This is a genomic window from Desulfosporosinus burensis (assembly GCF_054657535.1).
On record NZ_BAAHYN010000017.1, the window covers coordinates 1 to 17499 of the forward strand.

The 17499-nt window shown below is 44.0% G+C and carries 12 protein-coding genes; 10 read left to right on the plus strand and 2 right to left on the minus strand.

What is annotated here, in order from left to right:
* From ACYQ3Q_RS23980 to ACYQ3Q_RS24025, 10 genes are all read left to right on the plus strand, one after another.
* On the plus strand, positions 1 to 558 hold a 558-nt coding region (locus ACYQ3Q_RS23980; protein WP_459930968.1), incomplete at its 5' end, for a BrxE family protein.
* Positions 558 to 1328: a BrxA family protein gene (locus ACYQ3Q_RS23985; protein WP_459930969.1), complete on the plus strand. Its 771-nt coding sequence runs from the start codon at positions 558 to 560 to the stop codon at positions 1326 to 1328. The genes ACYQ3Q_RS23980 and ACYQ3Q_RS23985, both read left to right, overlap by 1 nt.
* Positions 1325 to 1900: a BREX protein BrxB domain-containing protein gene (locus ACYQ3Q_RS23990; RefSeq protein WP_459930970.1), complete on the plus strand. Its 576-nt coding sequence runs from the start codon at positions 1325 to 1327 to the stop codon at positions 1898 to 1900. The genes ACYQ3Q_RS23985 and ACYQ3Q_RS23990 overlap by 4 nt, the downstream gene beginning before the upstream one ends.
* 16 nt (positions 1901 to 1916) lie before the next feature.
* Entirely contained in the window at positions 1917 to 5462 is a 3546-nt protein-coding gene (brxC, locus tag ACYQ3Q_RS23995; RefSeq protein ID WP_459930971.1) for a BREX system P-loop protein BrxC, read from the plus strand.
* A 10-nt stretch (positions 5463 to 5472) separates the two neighbouring features.
* Positions 5473 to 7287, plus strand: coding sequence for an Eco57I restriction-modification methylase domain-containing protein (locus ACYQ3Q_RS24000; protein WP_459930972.1), 1815 nt, complete (start codon positions 5473 to 5475; stop codon positions 7285 to 7287).
* Entirely contained in the window at positions 7284 to 9317 is a 2034-nt protein-coding gene (locus tag ACYQ3Q_RS24005; protein WP_459930973.1) for a BREX-1 system adenine-specific DNA-methyltransferase PglX, read from the plus strand. The genes ACYQ3Q_RS24000 and ACYQ3Q_RS24005 overlap by 4 nt, the downstream gene beginning before the upstream one ends.
* The gene (locus ACYQ3Q_RS24010; protein ID WP_459930974.1) at positions 9317 to 11866 is read left to right on the plus strand and encodes a PglZ domain-containing protein; all 2550 of its coding nucleotides are present in this window, start codon (positions 9317 to 9319) and stop codon (positions 11864 to 11866) included. Before ACYQ3Q_RS24005 ends, ACYQ3Q_RS24010 begins: the two co-directional genes overlap by 1 nt.
* A gap of 3 nt (positions 11867 to 11869) precedes the next feature.
* Positions 11870 to 13912 carry a protease Lon-related BREX system protein BrxL gene (brxL, locus tag ACYQ3Q_RS24015; protein ID WP_459930975.1) on the plus strand — a complete coding sequence of 681 codons (2043 nt, stop codon included), beginning with the start codon at positions 11870 to 11872 and terminating at the stop codon, positions 13910 to 13912.
* A gap of 258 nt (positions 13913 to 14170) precedes the next feature.
* Positions 14171 to 14920: a pentapeptide repeat-containing protein gene (locus tag ACYQ3Q_RS24020; protein WP_459930976.1), complete on the plus strand. Its 750-nt coding sequence runs from the start codon at positions 14171 to 14173 to the stop codon at positions 14918 to 14920.
* Positions 14921 to 15007: 87 nt separating this feature from the next.
* Positions 15008 to 15154, plus strand: a complete 147-nt coding sequence (locus tag ACYQ3Q_RS24025) for a hypothetical protein (RefSeq protein ID WP_459930977.1) — start codon at positions 15008 to 15010, stop codon at positions 15152 to 15154.
* Between the two features lie 205 nt (positions 15155 to 15359).
* On the opposite strand, the gene ACYQ3Q_RS24030 is transcribed toward ACYQ3Q_RS24025, so the two are convergent.
* Both ACYQ3Q_RS24030 and ACYQ3Q_RS24035 read right to left on the minus strand, forming a co-directional pair.
* Positions 15360 to 15593, minus strand: a complete 234-nt coding sequence (locus ACYQ3Q_RS24030) for a hypothetical protein (protein ID WP_459930978.1) — start codon at positions 15591 to 15593, stop codon at positions 15360 to 15362.
* Between the two features lie 63 nt (positions 15594 to 15656).
* On the minus strand, positions 15657 to 17417 hold the full coding sequence (locus ACYQ3Q_RS24035) for an IS1634 family transposase (RefSeq protein ID WP_459930979.1): 1761 nt from the start codon (positions 17415 to 17417) through the stop codon (positions 15657 to 15659).
* Positions 17418 to 17499: the final 82 nt, after the last annotated feature.

Consider the following 17499-nt stretch of genomic DNA (forward strand, 5'->3'; position numbering starts at 1 on the left):
AATAACTTTACTATTGACATAGAGTTACTATTTAAACTTCGCCTGGTCGTTGCTCGTTTTGGTGAGATGGATCTAGCGAAGTGGTGGAATACCAAGGGCCAGCTTGGACGTCTCGGATCAATGACCCTCCGCCGAGGTTTTCCACGTACCCATCACTTTGCACAGGCTAGATCCGTTTTTGCCGTTGCATCACACCGCTGTAATGAGGTCTTTAATCCTCCCGGTTGTGCTACTCTATGGAACTTACCTGAAGATATTGAGGAAGAGTTTAATACTAGCTGGGAACGGTGGCTTGATAGAGCCAGTGATTGGCAACCGTTCTTTGAGAAAGTTGAGTCCATACAAGGTAATGAGCTGCTCAAAACACTCCAAAACTTTGAACTCGTCACTAACAGCGATGTTCAAAATCTTTCTAGGCTAAAACGGTCTGGTGAAGGACCTTCAGCTCAATTATCAGGATTGTTTTCTGGACAAGATGAGGACATTGTTCAACTTGCTATGGGCTTTGCACTTGGACAAGTTGGTAATCTTGTCGTACCTTATAAGAGGTGTCCATAATGGCTAGAGAAAACAATATATGTCAACGATTGGTACGTAAGGGAGCAATGACAACAGATACCTATGCGTTGTTTTCAAAATGGAATGATGATCTGTCATTTGAAGAAAATTTACTCCATGGTCTTAGCGGGATGTATCAAACTGCTTCCTGGGAAAAAGAAGTACTTACAACGATACGTCGAAGATTTCGTGGTAAGGAAGATGCACAACAACTTATCAAGCTTGCGCAAGCAGGTCTTCCCTTCGAAGAATGGTGCTCATGTCTGCTCTTGTGGATTAGTATTCATGAGGAGTTATATCTTTCATTCGCTGTAGATTGGCTATTTCCTGAGTTCATTGACGGCCGTTTTGTGATTAGAGGAGAAGATGTAAGCCCATTTGTTTTCGAAAACTGGCCACGGTTGAATCCTGGAGTGAAAAGTCTTAGTGACTATGGCGTAAAGAGGACTGCCTTAGACTTAATACGGATGGCAACTGATCTTGGTATTTTGAGTGGAACAAGGTTAAAACGTAACTTTGCTACTTTCCACTTATCTGATCGCTGTTTTATTTATTGGGCTCAGAGAATAGCTGAATATGAAGGAAGCACCTCGAAGGTGATTACGAGCCCCATCTGGAGAACAGCGTTAATGCGCCCAGCTGATGTTGAGCGGGAACTGCTTCGCCTTCACCAGTTCCGTAAACTTGATTATCAGGCAGCTGGGAGCCTAGTTGAATTAACACTGCCATGTTCCAGCGCCAGCCATTATGCAGAGGTGATGATAAAATGAGTGACCTTGAGCAAAGAATTAAGCAAGTTCTCGAGCCAGTTCTTGAAATTCGTGATCCTCGCGAACGTATTAGTGCCTACCATGATATGCCGTATGTAATCTTTCACTATAACCCAGACGAAGAGTTTCAACTGCGAAAACAGGTTACATTGCTTGAGACCCGCCTTACTCAAAAGGGAAAGCGTATTAAAAGGATTTCACTTGCTGAGTGTCTCGACGAAGCAATGTGTTCCCAGCGTCCTATTGAGGACTGGTTTGCTGCAGAACGCGACCAAGGAGTTGAAAGTATAATAGAGACCGTGCACGCCGTATTGTCGGAGTACGAGCCTCTTGTGAATTTAGTAGCTGCACGAATGCCAGAGAATCCAGATCCATTACGGGACATTGTGTTTATAACCCGAACCGGGGCGCTTTTCCCAGTATATCGTACTTTTTCACTTCTAGAGCAGCTAAAAGGGCACGTGTATGTGCCAACCGTCCTTTTTTATCCCGGCAATATGGACGGTGCATCAGGACTTCGTTTTATGGGCGTACTTGATGCGGAGCACAATTATCGTCCGAAAATATTCTAATGGGGGTTAGCCAACGATGACAACCCAACGTATAAAAGGGCTTTATGCTAATAACATTACTCGTCGTATCGAGGAAGTTATCAAGGTTGACCAAAATGACGAAGAAATTATACTCGATGAGATCAAAGAGTATATTGTAACCAAAGCTATCGGAGCCTACTATACCAATATATTTGAAGCATATAGTGAAACTCCAAATAAGCCTCACGAGGGAATTGCAATTTGGGTATCAGGTTTTTTTGGCTCTGGTAAATCTAGTTTCGCTAAGATGCTAGGGCTATCCATTTCTAATCGGTCAATAACTGGCGAATCGGCCGCAGAAAAGTTCGCGTATCAGACCGAAGACGGGAAGCTACAGGTTTTACTCAAGTCGATCAATGAACATATTCCGACTCATGCGGTAATATTTGATGTTTCAACAGACCGTGGTATTCGGAGTGGCAACCAAACCCTGACGGAGATTATGTACGGTCTATTTCTACAAAGTCTTGGTTACGCAAAGGACCTTGACCTAGCTGAGTTGGAGATTGCTCTAGAGGAGAAGGGGGAACTCAGTCGGTTCGAAGAGGAGTATAAAATCCTCTATAAGAAAGACTGGAACGTCGAAAAAGGTAAAGTCGCTTTTGCTCTTAGCGAGGCTAGTCGCGTAATTCATAGAATGGATGAAGATACATACCCAATGGCAGATTCGTGGGTAAAGGCCGTCAAGAACAAAGCCGACATCACACCAGGAAAACTTGCAGAGAGGGCCAATGAACTCATGGGGCGGCGCCGTCCAGGGCACAGTTTGATGTTTGTCATTGATGAAGTTGGACAGTTTGTTGCTCGCGATGTTCAAAAGATGCTTGACCTTCAGGCAGTGGTTCAGAGCCTAGGCGTTAAAGGACGTGGTAAGCTTTGGATTGTGGTTACCTCACAAGAAAAGCTTGGCGAACTGGTTAGTGGACTGGATGATAAGAAGATCGAACTTGCTCGGCTTATGGATAGGTTTCCGCAACAGGTTCATTTAGAACCATCAGACATCTCTGAGGTAACAAGTCGCAGAGTTTTAGCTAAGAATGCTCCTGCGCAGGCGATGCTTGGAAAGCTCTTTGACGAACATCGGGGGCGACTTAGCGAGAGTACACGATTGACTGCCGATATTAGGTTACCTGAGTTAACCCGCGCCAGTTTTATAGATCTTTACCCGCTCCTCCCATATCAAATTGACCTTATTATCCAGGTGGTCTCTGGTCTCCGAACTCAGGGTGGGGTTAGTAGGCATGTAGGTGGTGCAAATAGAACTATTATTAAGCTAGCTCAGCAACTCTTGATTAACCCCGCTGTGAATCTTGCCGAACATAACGTTGGGTCGTTAGCTCGCCTAGATCAGGTGTACGATCTAGTTGAAGGAAATATCAGTTCTGACGTTCGTGCTAAGATCATTGGAATAGGGAAAGAAGTTGACCATCCCCTTGCCCAATCAGTGGCGAAGGTGATTTGCCTTTTACAATATGTTAAAAGTGTCCACAGAACTGCTGAAAATATTGCCTCAGCACTTCATCCAAGTATGACAGCCGATTCCCAACTCGCTTCGGTGAGGGAAGCCCTTCGCCTACTTGAAGCGGCTCATAAAGTTCGACACAGTGATGATGGTTATCGGATTCCAACCCCGGCCGAAGATGATTGGGAGCGTTTGCGAAATGGAAGTAATCCTGAGCATGGTGATACTCACCGTTTGTATTCTGAAGCTCTGACAAGTTTTTGGCAGCCGCAACCTTTTCATACTCTGTTTGAAGCAAAGACCTTTAGGGCTGGGCTGGCAATACAAGGTAAGGGTGCCGTGGATGGAGATATGGTTTTCCATGTCTACATGGGCGAAAGTGGCAAGGAGTATAAGGATTTAACTATAGAGTTGCGTGAGCGGAGTCAGCTCGAGAGAAAGAATGTATATTGGACTGTTCCATTAAATGATACCCTTGATAAGGAGATCGTCGAGGCGTTCCGTTCCAAAGCAATTCTTTCTCATAAGGAACGTGAGGCCAAAACTGCTGATGAGACAGCACTTGTCACTGATGAGAAAATTCGCTTACGTAGGCATCAAGACGAACTGCGTCGTTTACTTAAGGTTGCATGTCTAGCTGGGAATGTTTACTTTCGTGGGAATGATCGAAGCCCAGGAGACAGAGCGGTAGATATAGGTAAAAGCGTGGCCGAGATCCTCGGATACGTGCTACCTGAGGTTTTCGATCGTTTTAAAGAAGCCGCTGTTCGATCAAGCGATGCAAAGAAGAGTGTGGAAACATTATTTTCCGCAGAGAACTTACAAGGGCTACCCATGGTGTTCAGTAACCTCGGACTTCTACGCGATGAAAAGGGGAAAGCTGTTTTCAACATTGAGAGTGGTCCTTTAGCTGAAGTTTATAGTCGTATCGTGGAGCGTACCAATTATGGGGATAATGCGAGTGGACGATATTTAACTGATGAGTTTGTTAATGAACCTTTCGGCTGGGAATTTGAGGTTGTTCGTTTATTCGTAATTAGTCTACTGCGTGCTGGTCAGATTGAAGCGACAAGTAAAGGTCAAGTAATCGATACTGTGACTACTATTGAGGCCAAGGAGACCTTCTCGAATAACAATATGTTCCGTCAATCATCATTCCGTCCTAAGAAGGGAATGGAGTTTCAGGAATTGGTTAAAGCATCTGAGGCATTTAGGGACACTTTCGGTAGTGAGGTCCGAGAACTTAATTCGAGTTCTATTGCTACAGAACTTCGACGCGAAATTGCTCGTCACGAAGATATAATTTCTGGCGCATTGAGTCATTTAGCTACAAATCGATTCCCAGGGGTTTATTTACTTGAAGATGCTTTTGGTCAAATGAAGGCAATCATGCGTGGGACCGACGAGAATGCTATAACCATATTTAATTCGTCCCATCGTTCGATAAAGGAGGCCATCAAGCGAGGTTCAGAACTTGAGCAAGCGTTTACGGAGCAAGGTCTTCGAAATCTTAGTCGTGCTAAAGTAGCTCTCAGAGTAGCGTGGCCGTTTTTGAAAGAAGAAAGTGACGTATCATGTGACCTAAGGACAAAAGCAGAGGTACTCGAAGATATCCTAGCACGCGAAACATTTTTCCGTGAGTTACAGCTAATTGAACAATATACCAAAGCAATCGAATCCGAGTACGATAGGCGTTACGAGGAAGTCATTCTGGCACGTATTAATGTATATTCCAATGGTTTAGATCAGCTCATTAAAACTGAGGGATGGGCACAAGTTAGTGAGGAACAGCAACAACGTATTTCTGCGCCTTTAGCACGAGGGATGTCTAAGGATGATGATAAAAGACTGCCGATTAACCAACTGCGCTCAGAGTATGACGCGTGTGAATCACGTATTAAGGCCGCGATTGCCCAGGTACATCGGATAATAGAAGGCGATCGATTAGTGACCCTCAGTCTGGGAAGTTACTTTTCTGGTGGAATCGAAACTGTCGAGCAACTCGAAGCTGCACTGTCGGGAATCCGCGAGGAATGCGCCCACATAATTGGCGCAGGGAAAAAGGTAATCGTACTATAGGGGGCGCAGAATGGATAAGGAAACCCGTAATTCAATAGAGAGAGCCACACAACGTGCTCGTATACTGTTAGAGGATGACTTTGCCTCTATTCTTGAGGGCACATACGATATTCTGAAGTCCGGTAGTTTCTCCCCTCTTGGGGGAGCACATCTATCTTCTCGTCAGAAATTGCTCCGGAATAAGATGGTTGCTGTCATTGAGCACAAACGAGCCGGAGGTATGAATTCAGCCGATGCCATTCTCCACTATATTCGTGAAACAGCTTTTACGTTTCTTAATAGAATATTTGCTCTTAAGATGCTCGAATCACGTGAACTTGTGCAAGAGTGCATATCCAAGGGAGAGCAATCAATCGGCTATAGAGAGTTCTGTGGTCTTGCGCAAGGAATTGCCCTACTGCCCGACCATACTGGATATCGTCTTTATTTAGAAAACATCTTTGACGAGCTCTCTACTGAGGTAAAGGTGCTATTTGACCGTCGCGACCCAGCATCTGTACTGTGGCCGAAGCGACAGACATTCGAAGATCTGCTTAACATTTTGAATGGTCCCGAGCTTTCCGGTGTATGGAGTGAAGACGAAACACTCGGCTGGATGTACCAGTTTTTCAACTCGGGTGAAGAACGTCGTGCTATGCGTGAAGAGTCTCAGGCACCGCGTAATAGCCGTGAGCTTGCCGTACGCAACCAGTTCTTCACACCTCGCTATGTTGTTCAGTTTCTAACAGATAACACTCTTGGGTGTATCTGGTATGAAATGCGGCAGGGAAAAACACAACTTGTGAAGACGTGTCAGTACCTTGTAAATAATCAAGAGGAATTACGCCCGACACGGGAAAAGAAAGACCCTCGCGACTTGCGCATACTGGACCCCGCATGTGGTTCAGGTCACTTCCTTCTTTATGCCTTCGAATTATTGCTAGTAATTTACGAAGAAGCATGGAATGACATTGAGTCCCCAGCAAGCATTATCACTGGGCACACATTGAGGGAGGACTACCGTGTTCTGGACGATTTGCGTCTTGCAATTCCCTCATTGGTTCTTAGGTGTAATTTGCATGGTGTTGATATCGATCCTCGATGTGCTCAAATAGCCCAGCTTGCACTTTGGATGAGAGCACAGAGTGCTTATCAAGGTTTTGGAATTGTTCGTTCAGTGAGGCCATTGGTTCGCCGTACCAATATCGTAATTGCTGAGCCAATGCCGGGTGAGGTAGAGATGGTGCATGAATTTGCTAAGAGTTTGCGAGATGAAATGCTTCAAGCACTTTTTGTTAAACTCATTGACACTTTGAAACTTGCTGGGGAATTGGGGATGCTGCTACGTCTCGAGTACCTGTTACAGGAGCATAGGCAACTACAATTGTTTATACCATCTGAAGAGAAACTTCGAAATACCCTAGAACGTTTTCTTGAAGAGGCCAATGCAGAAGGGCGAACACGGCGGCGATTGTTCACCGATGATGCTGCCCAAGGTATAGGTCTATTAGAACTATCAGAAAAGAAATATGATGTGGTACTAATGAATCCACCTTTTGGTGCAGGGAGTATAGTTGCTAAGAAGGAGTTCGAGAAAGCATATCCAAAAACAAAAAACGATATATACGCAGCGTTTGTAGAACGAGGAATAGAGCTTTTATACCCAAACGCACGGTTAGGTGCTATTACGTCGCGCACAGGGTTTTTCCTGTCAAGCTTTCAGAAGTGGCGCGAAGAGATCTTGCTTGCCAAGGCACCACCTGTAATATTCGTAGACTTGGGACATGGTGTACTAGATAGTGCAATGGTAGAGACTGCCGCGTATTGTCTGGAGGTGAAAGCATGACCTTATTTATTCGTCTTTTAGAGGTAGAGGATAAAGCGGCGGCACTTCTTAGGAGCATCAAAGAACCGGATCAAGCTCTAAATTTTAAGGTTCAACCTCATAGATTTAATGAAGTACCGGGTAGTCCGTTTGCCTATTGGGTTAGTGATCGAGTACGCGCTACTTTCAAACGGTTAGAACCTTTTGAGGCAGGCGGACGCGCAATAAGGCAGGGACTTGCCACCGCAGACGATTTTCGTTTTGTAAGAACTTGGTGGGAAATATCTGAAACGGATATTGGTAGCAAATGGTTTGATTTTGCTAAAGGTGGTGTGTTTTCGCCATTCTACGCTGATATACACCTAGTAGTGAATTGGGCGGATAACGGTGCAGAAATCTGCAACTTTAAAGATCCTATTACTGGTAAAATATGCTCACGGCCCCAAAATACAGATTTCTACTTTCGCCCAGGACTAACGTGGAGTGATAGAACCACAAAACGCTTTTCAGCACGGATATGGCCTTCTGGAGGGGTATTTTCTGTTAAAGGTTCAGCAGGCTTCTTTGCCGGAGAGGAGTTTTTCGCTTTAGCTCTAATGAATTCAGCGCCATTTAACGGACTTATAAGTCTTCTCGTGGGTGCTGGGGACGCGGCTGCACGCTCATATCAAGTAGGGGTTATTGGAGTCGTCCCATATGCACCTTATTCAAAACAAGTTGCTGAACTTGCTTATCGTGCATGGTCACTAAAACGTCTTCTCGATACGGTCAATGAAACTTCGCATGCTTTTGTCCTACCAACGGTGTTACGGAAGCGTGTTGATACCTTTGACTCGGTGGTTATCAAACAAGAGTTATCGGACATTCAGGATAAGATTGATGAAATAGTTTTTCATTTATACGGATTGGAAGGCGAGGACCGTTCTGTAATCGAAAGCCTCTTGAATCATGAACCGGGAGAGATCTGTAATGATCCAAAGGACGATGATCTAGACGAGGTCCAATCAAATGCTGTTCAAAACGACCGTTCCGGACTTCTTTCTTGGTGTGTCGGCGTTGCTTTTGGTCGTTTTGACCTTCGTCTGGCTACAGGAGAACGCTCTATACCATTTGAGCCAGAGCCGTTTGATCATTTACCAGTTAGGAGTCCCGGAATGGTCCCAAGTGGCACTGAACCGCTTCTTCCTGTTAAGGTAATTCTTGTTGACGATCTTGGTCATGGCAGTGACATTGGAACAATTCTTATGGACATTCTTGAAAGGTGTGCAATTAGTGAAGGGGACTTGTCTGCCGATGATTGTCGTACATGGTTGGCCAAGGAGTTTTTCTCTCTTCACATTAAGACGTATTCCAAAAGCCGTCGCAAGTCACCAATTTACTGGCAACTGGCAACACCGTCAGCTAGTTATTCTGTTTGGATATATGCACATGCGTTTACAAAAGATACATTCTATAAGGTCCAGAACGATTATGTTGCTCCAAAGCTTGCCCACGAAGAGGGTAAACTTGAAGGAATGCGCCAAGAGTTTGGATCTACGCCGGGAGCGAGTGAACGGAAGCAACTGATGGCACAGGAAACTTTTGTGGGGGAGCTCCGTGCATTTTTGCAGGAGGTAAAAGATTTGGCTCCTCTTTGGAATCCCAATATCAACGACGGTGTGATAATCAACTTTGCCCCTCTGTGGCGCTTAGTCCCGCATTGTAAAACATTGCAAAAAGAACTTAAAACAACTTGGGATGCGTTATGTGCCGGAAAGTATGATTGGTCGCATTTGGCCATGAATTTATGGCCCGAGCGAGTTATTCCTAAGTGTTCTATTAGTATTAGCCTCGCTCTAAATCACGGACTAGTAGACTTCTTTTGTGTGCAGGGAAATAACGGTAAGTTGGTACAGCGTAAAATACCCACACGCCCGATAGTTGAGATGGTACGTGAGAGAACCTCACCAGCAACAAAGGCAGCGTTAGAAAGGCTTCTTGGAACTTCTGTTGCCTCGATCAATGGGCGGAGTCGTGGGACTGTCGTCTCCTCAAAAGGAGGTAATAAGTAATGCATCCACTCCACGATTACATAGTAAAGCAACTTGCTAAGAAGGTGAAGGACCGCCAAGTCATTGTCTGGTACGATCCCCAAGAGGAGTATACTTTATTTATTAATGAACTTGTAGGAGAACAGAAAACTCACGGTTCGACGACCTCGCTTATTGTCGATGAAATTCAAGTTCATTTCGTAGAGTACTATGGCTCTTATTTCGAGGTGCGAAAAATTGTTGAGCCCCTAGTTTGCGGTGATGTGCCTGAATTGGTTGTCATCTATGTCCCTGCTAAGGAACGGGACCGCCACGGGTCTGTGTTAATGGAACTTGAAAAAGCTGGTGAATGCTACGAGCCAGAGTTAAAGAGACAGGCCCGTAACGTTCTCAGGCAACGCTATACTGATGGAATCATCGATGAGATGCTTGCTTCAGAACTAATAACTTATTATGACCTGGCAAGAGCATCATCAGAAGATGCATTGGCAGAGCGGCCTTCAATCCTCAAGTCTATCTTTCACGGAGTTTCTGGAAACAGTGATATTTTAGCCGAATGGATTGCCCGAAACAATCGAGATGAAGAAATAGAAAAGAAGGAGGCTACACGCGAACTTGTAAAGCTGGTAGACTCTCAGCTAGGTTTAAAGCTATCTGAGGAGGCGGCGATAGCGAAAATACGCGCTATTACAGTGCGTTACGTTCTAGCAAACGAGTTTCGGGCTGACCTTCAATGTACTGCTCCAAGTAGCCTTGATAGCGTACCATTACCCAAGACTAAAGACCAAGAAGATTATATTAAAACATTTGCATGTAAGCTTCGTTCGGCATACTCAAACGAATATACAGTTCTTGCAGACCAGGTAGAGAGAGAACTGGGGCTTCAAGATGCAAACATTTCCGCCGCTGCACTTGGATCCATCGATACCTTTAGATTTGAAGAGAAAGAAATGTTGGAATATTGTAGTAGCCTTATTGCATCACATCGCTTTGAAGAAGCACTATCTCTTGTGGGTGGGAGAGAAAACAACTTTTGGCTTGACTCAGACGTTGGAAGGAAAGCCCAGTGGGAAGCCTGCCGCCGGATGGCTAATCTAGGAGAAATAGCGATACAGGTTCAAATAGCGATCTCTAGTGCTGATAATAACCCCAACTGGTGGGTTAACGAATATACCACTAAGGAAGGTTGGTATCGCCTTGATCAGGCCCAGCGTAGGCTTGAAACCTTAGTTGGGACACTAGAAGAAGAGCCTGATGAACAACCACTTTTCGTTGTACGGCGCTTATACGAAGATGTATGCCAGGGCATGGCTGAGGGATTTACTCGGGCTATGGTTAAGGCAAATTGGACAGGATTATCTTCGATGGGTCAAACACGGATTTTCCCCGAGACTATCGATAATAAACCAAAGCCAATAGCTTACTTTCTTGTTGACGCTTTGCGATTTGAGATGGGCCTTGAGTTAGCTCAGCGTCTCCCAACAGTAGCTGAAGTTGAAGTGCGCCACGCATTTGGAGCCATACCAACTATAACTCCAATCGGAATGGGGGCACTCTTACCAGGTGCATCAAGTAGTTTCTCGGTGGTCGAGCAGAACGGTAAGCTTGGAGTACGTATTGAGGACGCATTTATGCCTGATCTTCCAGCCCGTAAGAAGTTCATATCATCGCGTGTTCCCGGTCTCGTTGACATAACACTTAATGATCTTTTGGGACTGGGAGCGTCCAAACTAATTAAGAGGCTCGAGGGTGGACAAGTAATAATCATTAGGTCTCAGGAAATTGATCATGCCGGTGAAACAGGCTCAACTTTCCAAGCACGTCAGGTAATGGACACTGTTATCGACAATCTTGCACGAGCTATTAAAAAGCTGTCATTAGTGGGAGTAGAGTATTCGGTGGTAACAGCTGACCACGGCCATCTTTTCTTTGCGACTGACCGGGATGAGTCAATGCGCACTGATTCGCCGGGAGGTAACCAAATCGAATTGCACCGCCGATGTTGGATTGGCCATGGAGGGCAAACACCTATTGGCTGCGTACGTGTTGCCGCTAGTTCTCTTGGCTACGATTCTGACCTCGACTTTGTATTCCCTACTGGAAGTGGTGTCTTTAAGTCGGGTGGAGATCTTGCGTATCATCATGGAGGATTATCACTTCAAGAATTAGTAATTCCAATTCTTTCGGTACGATTAAAAGGCCGTCTCACGACTCAACCATTTGTAAGTCTCGTCCAAGCTACCGGCATACCAGACGCTATCACAAATAGGATCTTCAGTGTCACGCTACAGTTTGGAGGACCTAACTTGTCACTATTCCCAGAAACTATGATTATTCGTCCATTGTTAATGGCGGAGGGAAGGCAAGTTGGGGCGGTTGGTATGGCCATCGACGCTGAACTTGATAGAAATACTGGTTGCGTAAAGCTTCCGTCAGAAAAGCTAGTAACGGTAGCATTTTTACTGAGCGACGAAACTGTATCATCGTTACGCGTCGTAATACAAGATCCAACCACAGATGCCGAACTGTATCGGTCTCCTAAAAATATTCCAGTTAGACTTGGAGTGTAAAATATGAGCTACAATCAAATTCCAACAAGAGATGCATTGGATGATAAAGCCAATCAAGTGTTTGCAGGTAAAGTTGTTCGAAAGGACCTAGTCCGAAAGGTCAAAGTAGGTGCCAATGTGCCTGTATTTGTGTTGGAGTTCCTCCTGGGGAAATACTGTGCATCAGTTGACGAAGTGGCAATTCAAATGGGGCTTCAGGTCGTTAATGATACATTAGCCAACAATTATATACGCCCTGATGAATCAGTAAAGGCTCAGAGTAAGGTCAAAGAAAACCATAAGTATACTTTTATCGACAAGGTCAAGGTGCGACTTGTTGACTCAGATTATTGGGCAGAAGCAAATAACTTCGGACATAAGTTCCTACATGTACCTACACAGTACGTTCGTGATTATGAACGGTTGCTGACCGGTGGTGTATGGGCACAACTGGATATGCGCTTTCAGTATGACGAAGACGGAAAAGGCAAGTATCCGTTCTGGATTGATAAGCTCACACCCATCCAAATTGCAACATTTGATCTTGAGCTGTACCGTGCTGGCCGGCGTAATTTTACGACTGACGAGTGGATTGATTTAATGCTTCGAAGTATGGGATATGAGCCAGCCGAGATGTCTCGTAGGCTAAAGTTGTTATTCCTAATCAGACTTATCCCGCTGGCTGAGCGGAATTATAACCTTGTAGAGCTTGGCCCCCGTGGTACTGGTAAGAGTTATGTTGTGCAAGAGATTTCACCCTACTCAGCGTTGATTACGGGTGGGACTACCGTTGCTAACTTGTTCGGTCACATGAGTGGTAGACAGAAGGGTATGGTACAAATATGGGATGTAGTAGGATTTGACGAGGTTGCTGATCTTCAGAAAATGCCCAAAGAAGTAATAACCACAATGAAGACCTACTGCGAATCTGGTACCTTCCAGCGTGGTCAAGAGGCTACCACCGGTGATGCAAGTATAGCGATGTTTGGAAATACGAACCAGCCTGTGGAAGTAATGGTACAGTCGAGTCATCTGTTTGCACCAATGCCCGATATTATCCGCGACGACATGGCTTTCATTGACCGTCTCCATTTCTACCTCCCTGGCTGGGAAATACCGAAGATGCAAAATGATCTATTTACAAATCACTACGGGTTTGTGGTTGATTATTTGGCTGAGGCGCTCCGTGAAATGCGGAAACATAATTTTACTGAGGCATTCGATCACTATTTCTCACTTGGCTCGCATCTAAATGCCCGTGACAGGAAAGCAGTTCGCAAGACGGTCTCGGGCCTAATGAAAATTATCTATCCGCACGGTGAGGCAACGAATGATGAGCTGGCCGAGATTTTGGAGCTTGCCTTGGAGGGACGTCGTCGGGTTAAGGAACAACTGAAAAAAATGGGCTCCTTTGAGTATTATCAGACTTCCTTCAGTTACACTTTTCAGGAAACCGGGGAGGAGCGCTTTGTTGGAGTACCTGAACAAGGAGGGCGTGATCTTATTTCAGTGGACCCACTTGCCCCAGGTACAGCTTATGGCGGAGGTATAACCGCTGATGGAACTGTTGGGCTTTATCGCATTGAGGTTTCTGTCTCTAGTGGGACAGGAAAGTTAAAGACAGCAGGTGGAGTATCGGGAGTAATAAAGGAATCTATTCAAAGAGCGTTCAGCTTTGTTCAAACTAAGAAGGGTGAGTTGGGAATTGCCCGTGACCTTGATACCTCGGATCTTCATATTGAGGTGATAGACCTTTTAGGAAACCGAGTGGAGTCTGAGATTGGCGTTGCATTCTTTATTGCCTGTTATTCCGCACTAAGGAGGGTGCCTGTTAGTCCCGCCCTTTTATTACTTGGAGACATGAGTGTTCAAGGTAACATTAAGCCGTTACGCTCTCTGGTTGAGCCACTCCAAGTAGCAATGGACAATGGTGCTAAGCGAGCTCTAATTCCGATCGAGAACAAGCGGAGTTTTCTAGATGTCAATGCGGACGTTATTGAGCACGTTGATCCGATTTTCTATGGTGATCCTAAGACTGCAGCATTAAAGGTCCTGGGGTCAATGTAAGACTGAGCTAACTAAGTGAATGAGTACTCGGCGGAACAGGCTTTTAAGCAGTCATTTATTGATGTTCCGCGTCGGCCAGGTACCTATGCGGAACGACAAGTTCCGCATAGTATAAAGCTCTGCTTTCATGAGGGCAAGTCTCTACTTCGTCTGACAAAGTGCTTGGTGGGATGTATCCCATCCCATCTTTTGGAATGACCAAAGGCCAACATCATAATATTTTGAGAGAGGTAAATGCTCATTAATAGGGGGCAAAATGTGACTAATAAAAATGCAAAGTCCAAGAGTAAGAGAAAAGCAGAAAAGAAAAGAAGTAAGCAAATTGGCATCATGAAGAAAGCTAAGCGAAAAATGTGGAAGCGAAGGAAAATGAATAGATTGAATGTTTTTAAAGGAAAATCGAATAAACAAGTTATACAGTATCAATTCTATTCAAAAAGCAGGTCTTTCTCTGCTATTTTCTCAAATGTCACATTTAAGCATGTTAATTTTAAAGGTTCAATAATGACAAGTTGTAGTTTCAAGAATTCAGAGTTTATTGGTGTGGAATTTTGGGGAGCTAATTTTAGGAATTCTAATTTTACAGGAGCTAGGTTTAAACACTGTGTATTTGTAGGTTCGTTATTGAAAGATACAAACTTTAGGAACGCAACATTTGAGAACTGTATTTTCGTGAATACTAACCTAGAGAACATAAAGAATTTTAATCCAGCACGAACGGGCATAGAAATATTAGTAAGTTATCCAGATTTGGATTTGTCAGAAAATCTTATAACTACCGTTGAAAAATTACGTGTCAATGAACATATTTTAAAATACAAAATTTTACACCTAACCACTAAAAAATTGAACAAGCTAAATCTGTATCTGCTGTTAAAAAAATTTAATGAAGAAACATTGATCAAAGGCCTTGAATACACAGTAATAAATCTGAAAAAGGATATGCCGACAATAAGTTGTTTGTTTAACTATTTATTGAAAGAAAGAGATGAATATGTTATTGTTTGATTGTCCCGCCTCATCCAATCGAGAGATTGGAAAACTAATGTTTGTTGGGGATTTAATGTAATAGTTGGCATTCGGGAGGTGGTAAGTATGACGTCAAACATTGCTACGGTTATTGGATTCAGTTCACTAATTTGTATGTGGATTATAGACAAAGTATTTATTCACTCTCGATTGTTTGAGGTTAATATTGCCCCGAACAATTCGACTGTAATTCTGACAATTGAGCATGAGTAGTCTTTCGTATCGCGAAGGGCTTTTTTTATTTTTGATAAAGTTATTAGACAAGTAATTATAACAAAACGAAAGTTTCAATGACATTAGTAATAACAAAAGCACCCGTTTGCCTGTCCGCATTCGAGTGCATTTCTGTAGCCTGCCCAGCTATACTTTAAGCATATAGAACAAAATTTCTGATTATAAGTATTTTGTTTAATTCTTCTTAACCCTTAAAGAAACTTATGATACCCCCAAACTTACTGAAGGTAATCCCAAAAAACTCCGAAGCTTTACTTAAATCCATAACAATCCATTCTCCAGATTTATGAGCTTCCAAATCCTCAGGAAGTTCTTTTAATATTCGGTCGGCTTCCCACGTTTGGCCAGCGTTGAATCTCATCCTTGACAGTGCCTCAGGAACAGCAAGGGTTTGTGGGTGCAAGTTTGCACTACACATTATTTTAGCCCCGCTGATGGCGGAGCAAAATAATGAATGTGAGTATTAATTTTGATACATTGATTAGTCTAAATGAATGATTTTAGCGGGCAATGGAATCCCAACGAAAGAAAGCATTTGCTGGGCCATTGTCGTTGGAGGTGGTACACTGAGAAATTTTTTGTCCAAAAACTCGCCCTTCAAAACATTCCACCGTGATAATTCTTTGACGATGCTTTCCCCAGTGAACCAACGATCCTTTAATTCCAATTGTTTCTTAGTCCGATCGGCTTCTTCCGAAATTTTGAGAGCCTTATCGGATTCAGTTTGCCAATGCCTACGGTACAATACCTGAAGTTCTTGTTCAAACAGATAGGCTAACACACAGATGAAAATATGACCCTCAACTCGTTTGGAATTCCAGTGATACAAGGGTCCGACTTCAAGAAAGTTTTTAATTTCTCGAAACGCACGCTCGACATTCATCAAGGTCTTATAGGAAAGCACAACCTCCGCTGCTGGCAACTTAGTGTTCGTCTTGACGAGAAACTTACCGTCAAGCAAAGCTTCTTTCTCCAAGGCAGGTTCATAGCGACTATAGGTCAAATGTTGACCATCGTAGTCTACCTCAAAGAACGCTTTTACTCCCTTTTTTGTTAGAATTTCCGCAACCTTAACCATGGTGCTTTTCGGATCCGGTTTCCTTCCCCGCTTAGGCTTGGTTAATCGTTGTTGTAGTTCCGAAAGGGCATTTTCAGCTTCGTCCATGGCAGCCATTCGAAATGCCTTGTCATGAACTGCTTTTACCGGGTTGTAGCACAAGATATACCTTGTGTGAGCCTCTTTGTTATCATCCTCTACCTGGACTGTCGGTACCTCTAAGTAAGATAGGTTATCCTTCAACTTTGCGTAGGACTGGACGTCCGTATACGTTTGCAACAAAGTATCACTGACAATCCGGCCCCGTTTATGATACCCCACAATATAGGGATACCCAGCTTGAGCTAACACGAGGATATTTTTGTCCGTCACCATCCCACGATCACCCACAAAGACACATTGCTTTACTGCGAATTCCTCTTTCAAACGTTTCAGGATCATCGGCACGGTATTTTTATCAGGTGTTTCGCCAGAGAACACTTCATGAGTGATCGGAAGACCTTCCGGTGTCACCAACAATCCGAGTTCCACCTGTTCGAGATCGGGGCGATGGGTGCGAGTATGACCATGCTTGGCAATAGGGCAATGATGCCCTGTGACATGGGTACTCGTTAAATCGTAAAGAACCAAAGATAATTGCAGGTTGAATAAATCTGTGAGCCGATGATACAAGAATTTTTCAAGCTGCGGCTTGATATCCATGAGATGATCGAGGGTCCGATAGAAATGTTGGAGTTGCCATTTATGTGAAACATCTGGCAGATAAAGATCCTCGATCGTGTCAAATAAATGCATCTTGCTGGAAGGGTCGATCAGTCGGTTGATAACCATGGCTTGTATGTAACCGGACACATCAAACGTTACCTCACGGTCTTTTAGGGCATCACGAATCGCCTTGGTTAAACCGAATTGATCCCACAAAAATTGCACCACGTAGGGGACCCCAAAATGTAAGGTTGCTTTAGGATCAAGGTCATTGAGCGAACCCAAGACCCTGTTTTGTAGGAGCGAATTCAGTTTAAGAATGATCTGCTCGATTTCCTTTTCAGAATACTCATCAATGTTACCCAAGCTGGCAATACGGCGTTTTTTCACGCTTTTACCGTCCCTGTAGGACTCAACGATATGGAGATACCTGTAGGTCTTACCATCGGCCTTTTTTGTGGATACAATTTGAGGAAACAATAAGCTCACCACCGCTCACTTTATTACCCACAATTATATCAGTAAATCCCTTAGAGATAAAGAATTAATTTGATAAAAATAA

What these genes read in the sequence shown, in the direction of transcription:
- ACYQ3Q_RS24010 (WP_459930974.1), top strand. Translation starts at nt 9,317, where the DNA reads ATGCATCCACTCCACGATTACATAGTAAAGCAACTTGCTAAGAAGGTG.
- ACYQ3Q_RS23985 (WP_459930969.1), top strand. Translation starts at nt 558, where the DNA reads ATGGCTAGAGAAAACAATATATGTCAACGATTGGTACGTAAGGGAGCA.
- brxL (WP_459930975.1), top strand. Translation starts at nt 11,870, where the DNA reads ATGAGCTACAATCAAATTCCAACAAGAGATGCATTGGATGATAAAGCC.
- brxC (WP_459930971.1), top strand. Translation starts at nt 1,917, where the DNA reads ATGACAACCCAACGTATAAAAGGGCTTTATGCTAATAACATTACTCGT.
- ACYQ3Q_RS24005 (WP_459930973.1), top strand. Translation starts at nt 7,284, where the DNA reads ATGACCTTATTTATTCGTCTTTTAGAGGTAGAGGATAAAGCGGCGGCA.
- ACYQ3Q_RS24025 (WP_459930977.1), top strand. Translation starts at nt 15,008, where the DNA reads ATGACGTCAAACATTGCTACGGTTATTGGATTCAGTTCACTAATTTGT.
- ACYQ3Q_RS24030 (WP_459930978.1), bottom strand. Translation starts at nt 15,593, where the DNA reads ATGTGTAGTGCAAACTTGCACCCACAAACCCTTGCTGTTCCTGAGGCA.
- ACYQ3Q_RS23990 (WP_459930970.1), top strand. Translation starts at nt 1,325, where the DNA reads ATGAGTGACCTTGAGCAAAGAATTAAGCAAGTTCTCGAGCCAGTTCTT.
- ACYQ3Q_RS24000 (WP_459930972.1), top strand. Translation starts at nt 5,473, where the DNA reads ATGGATAAGGAAACCCGTAATTCAATAGAGAGAGCCACACAACGTGCT.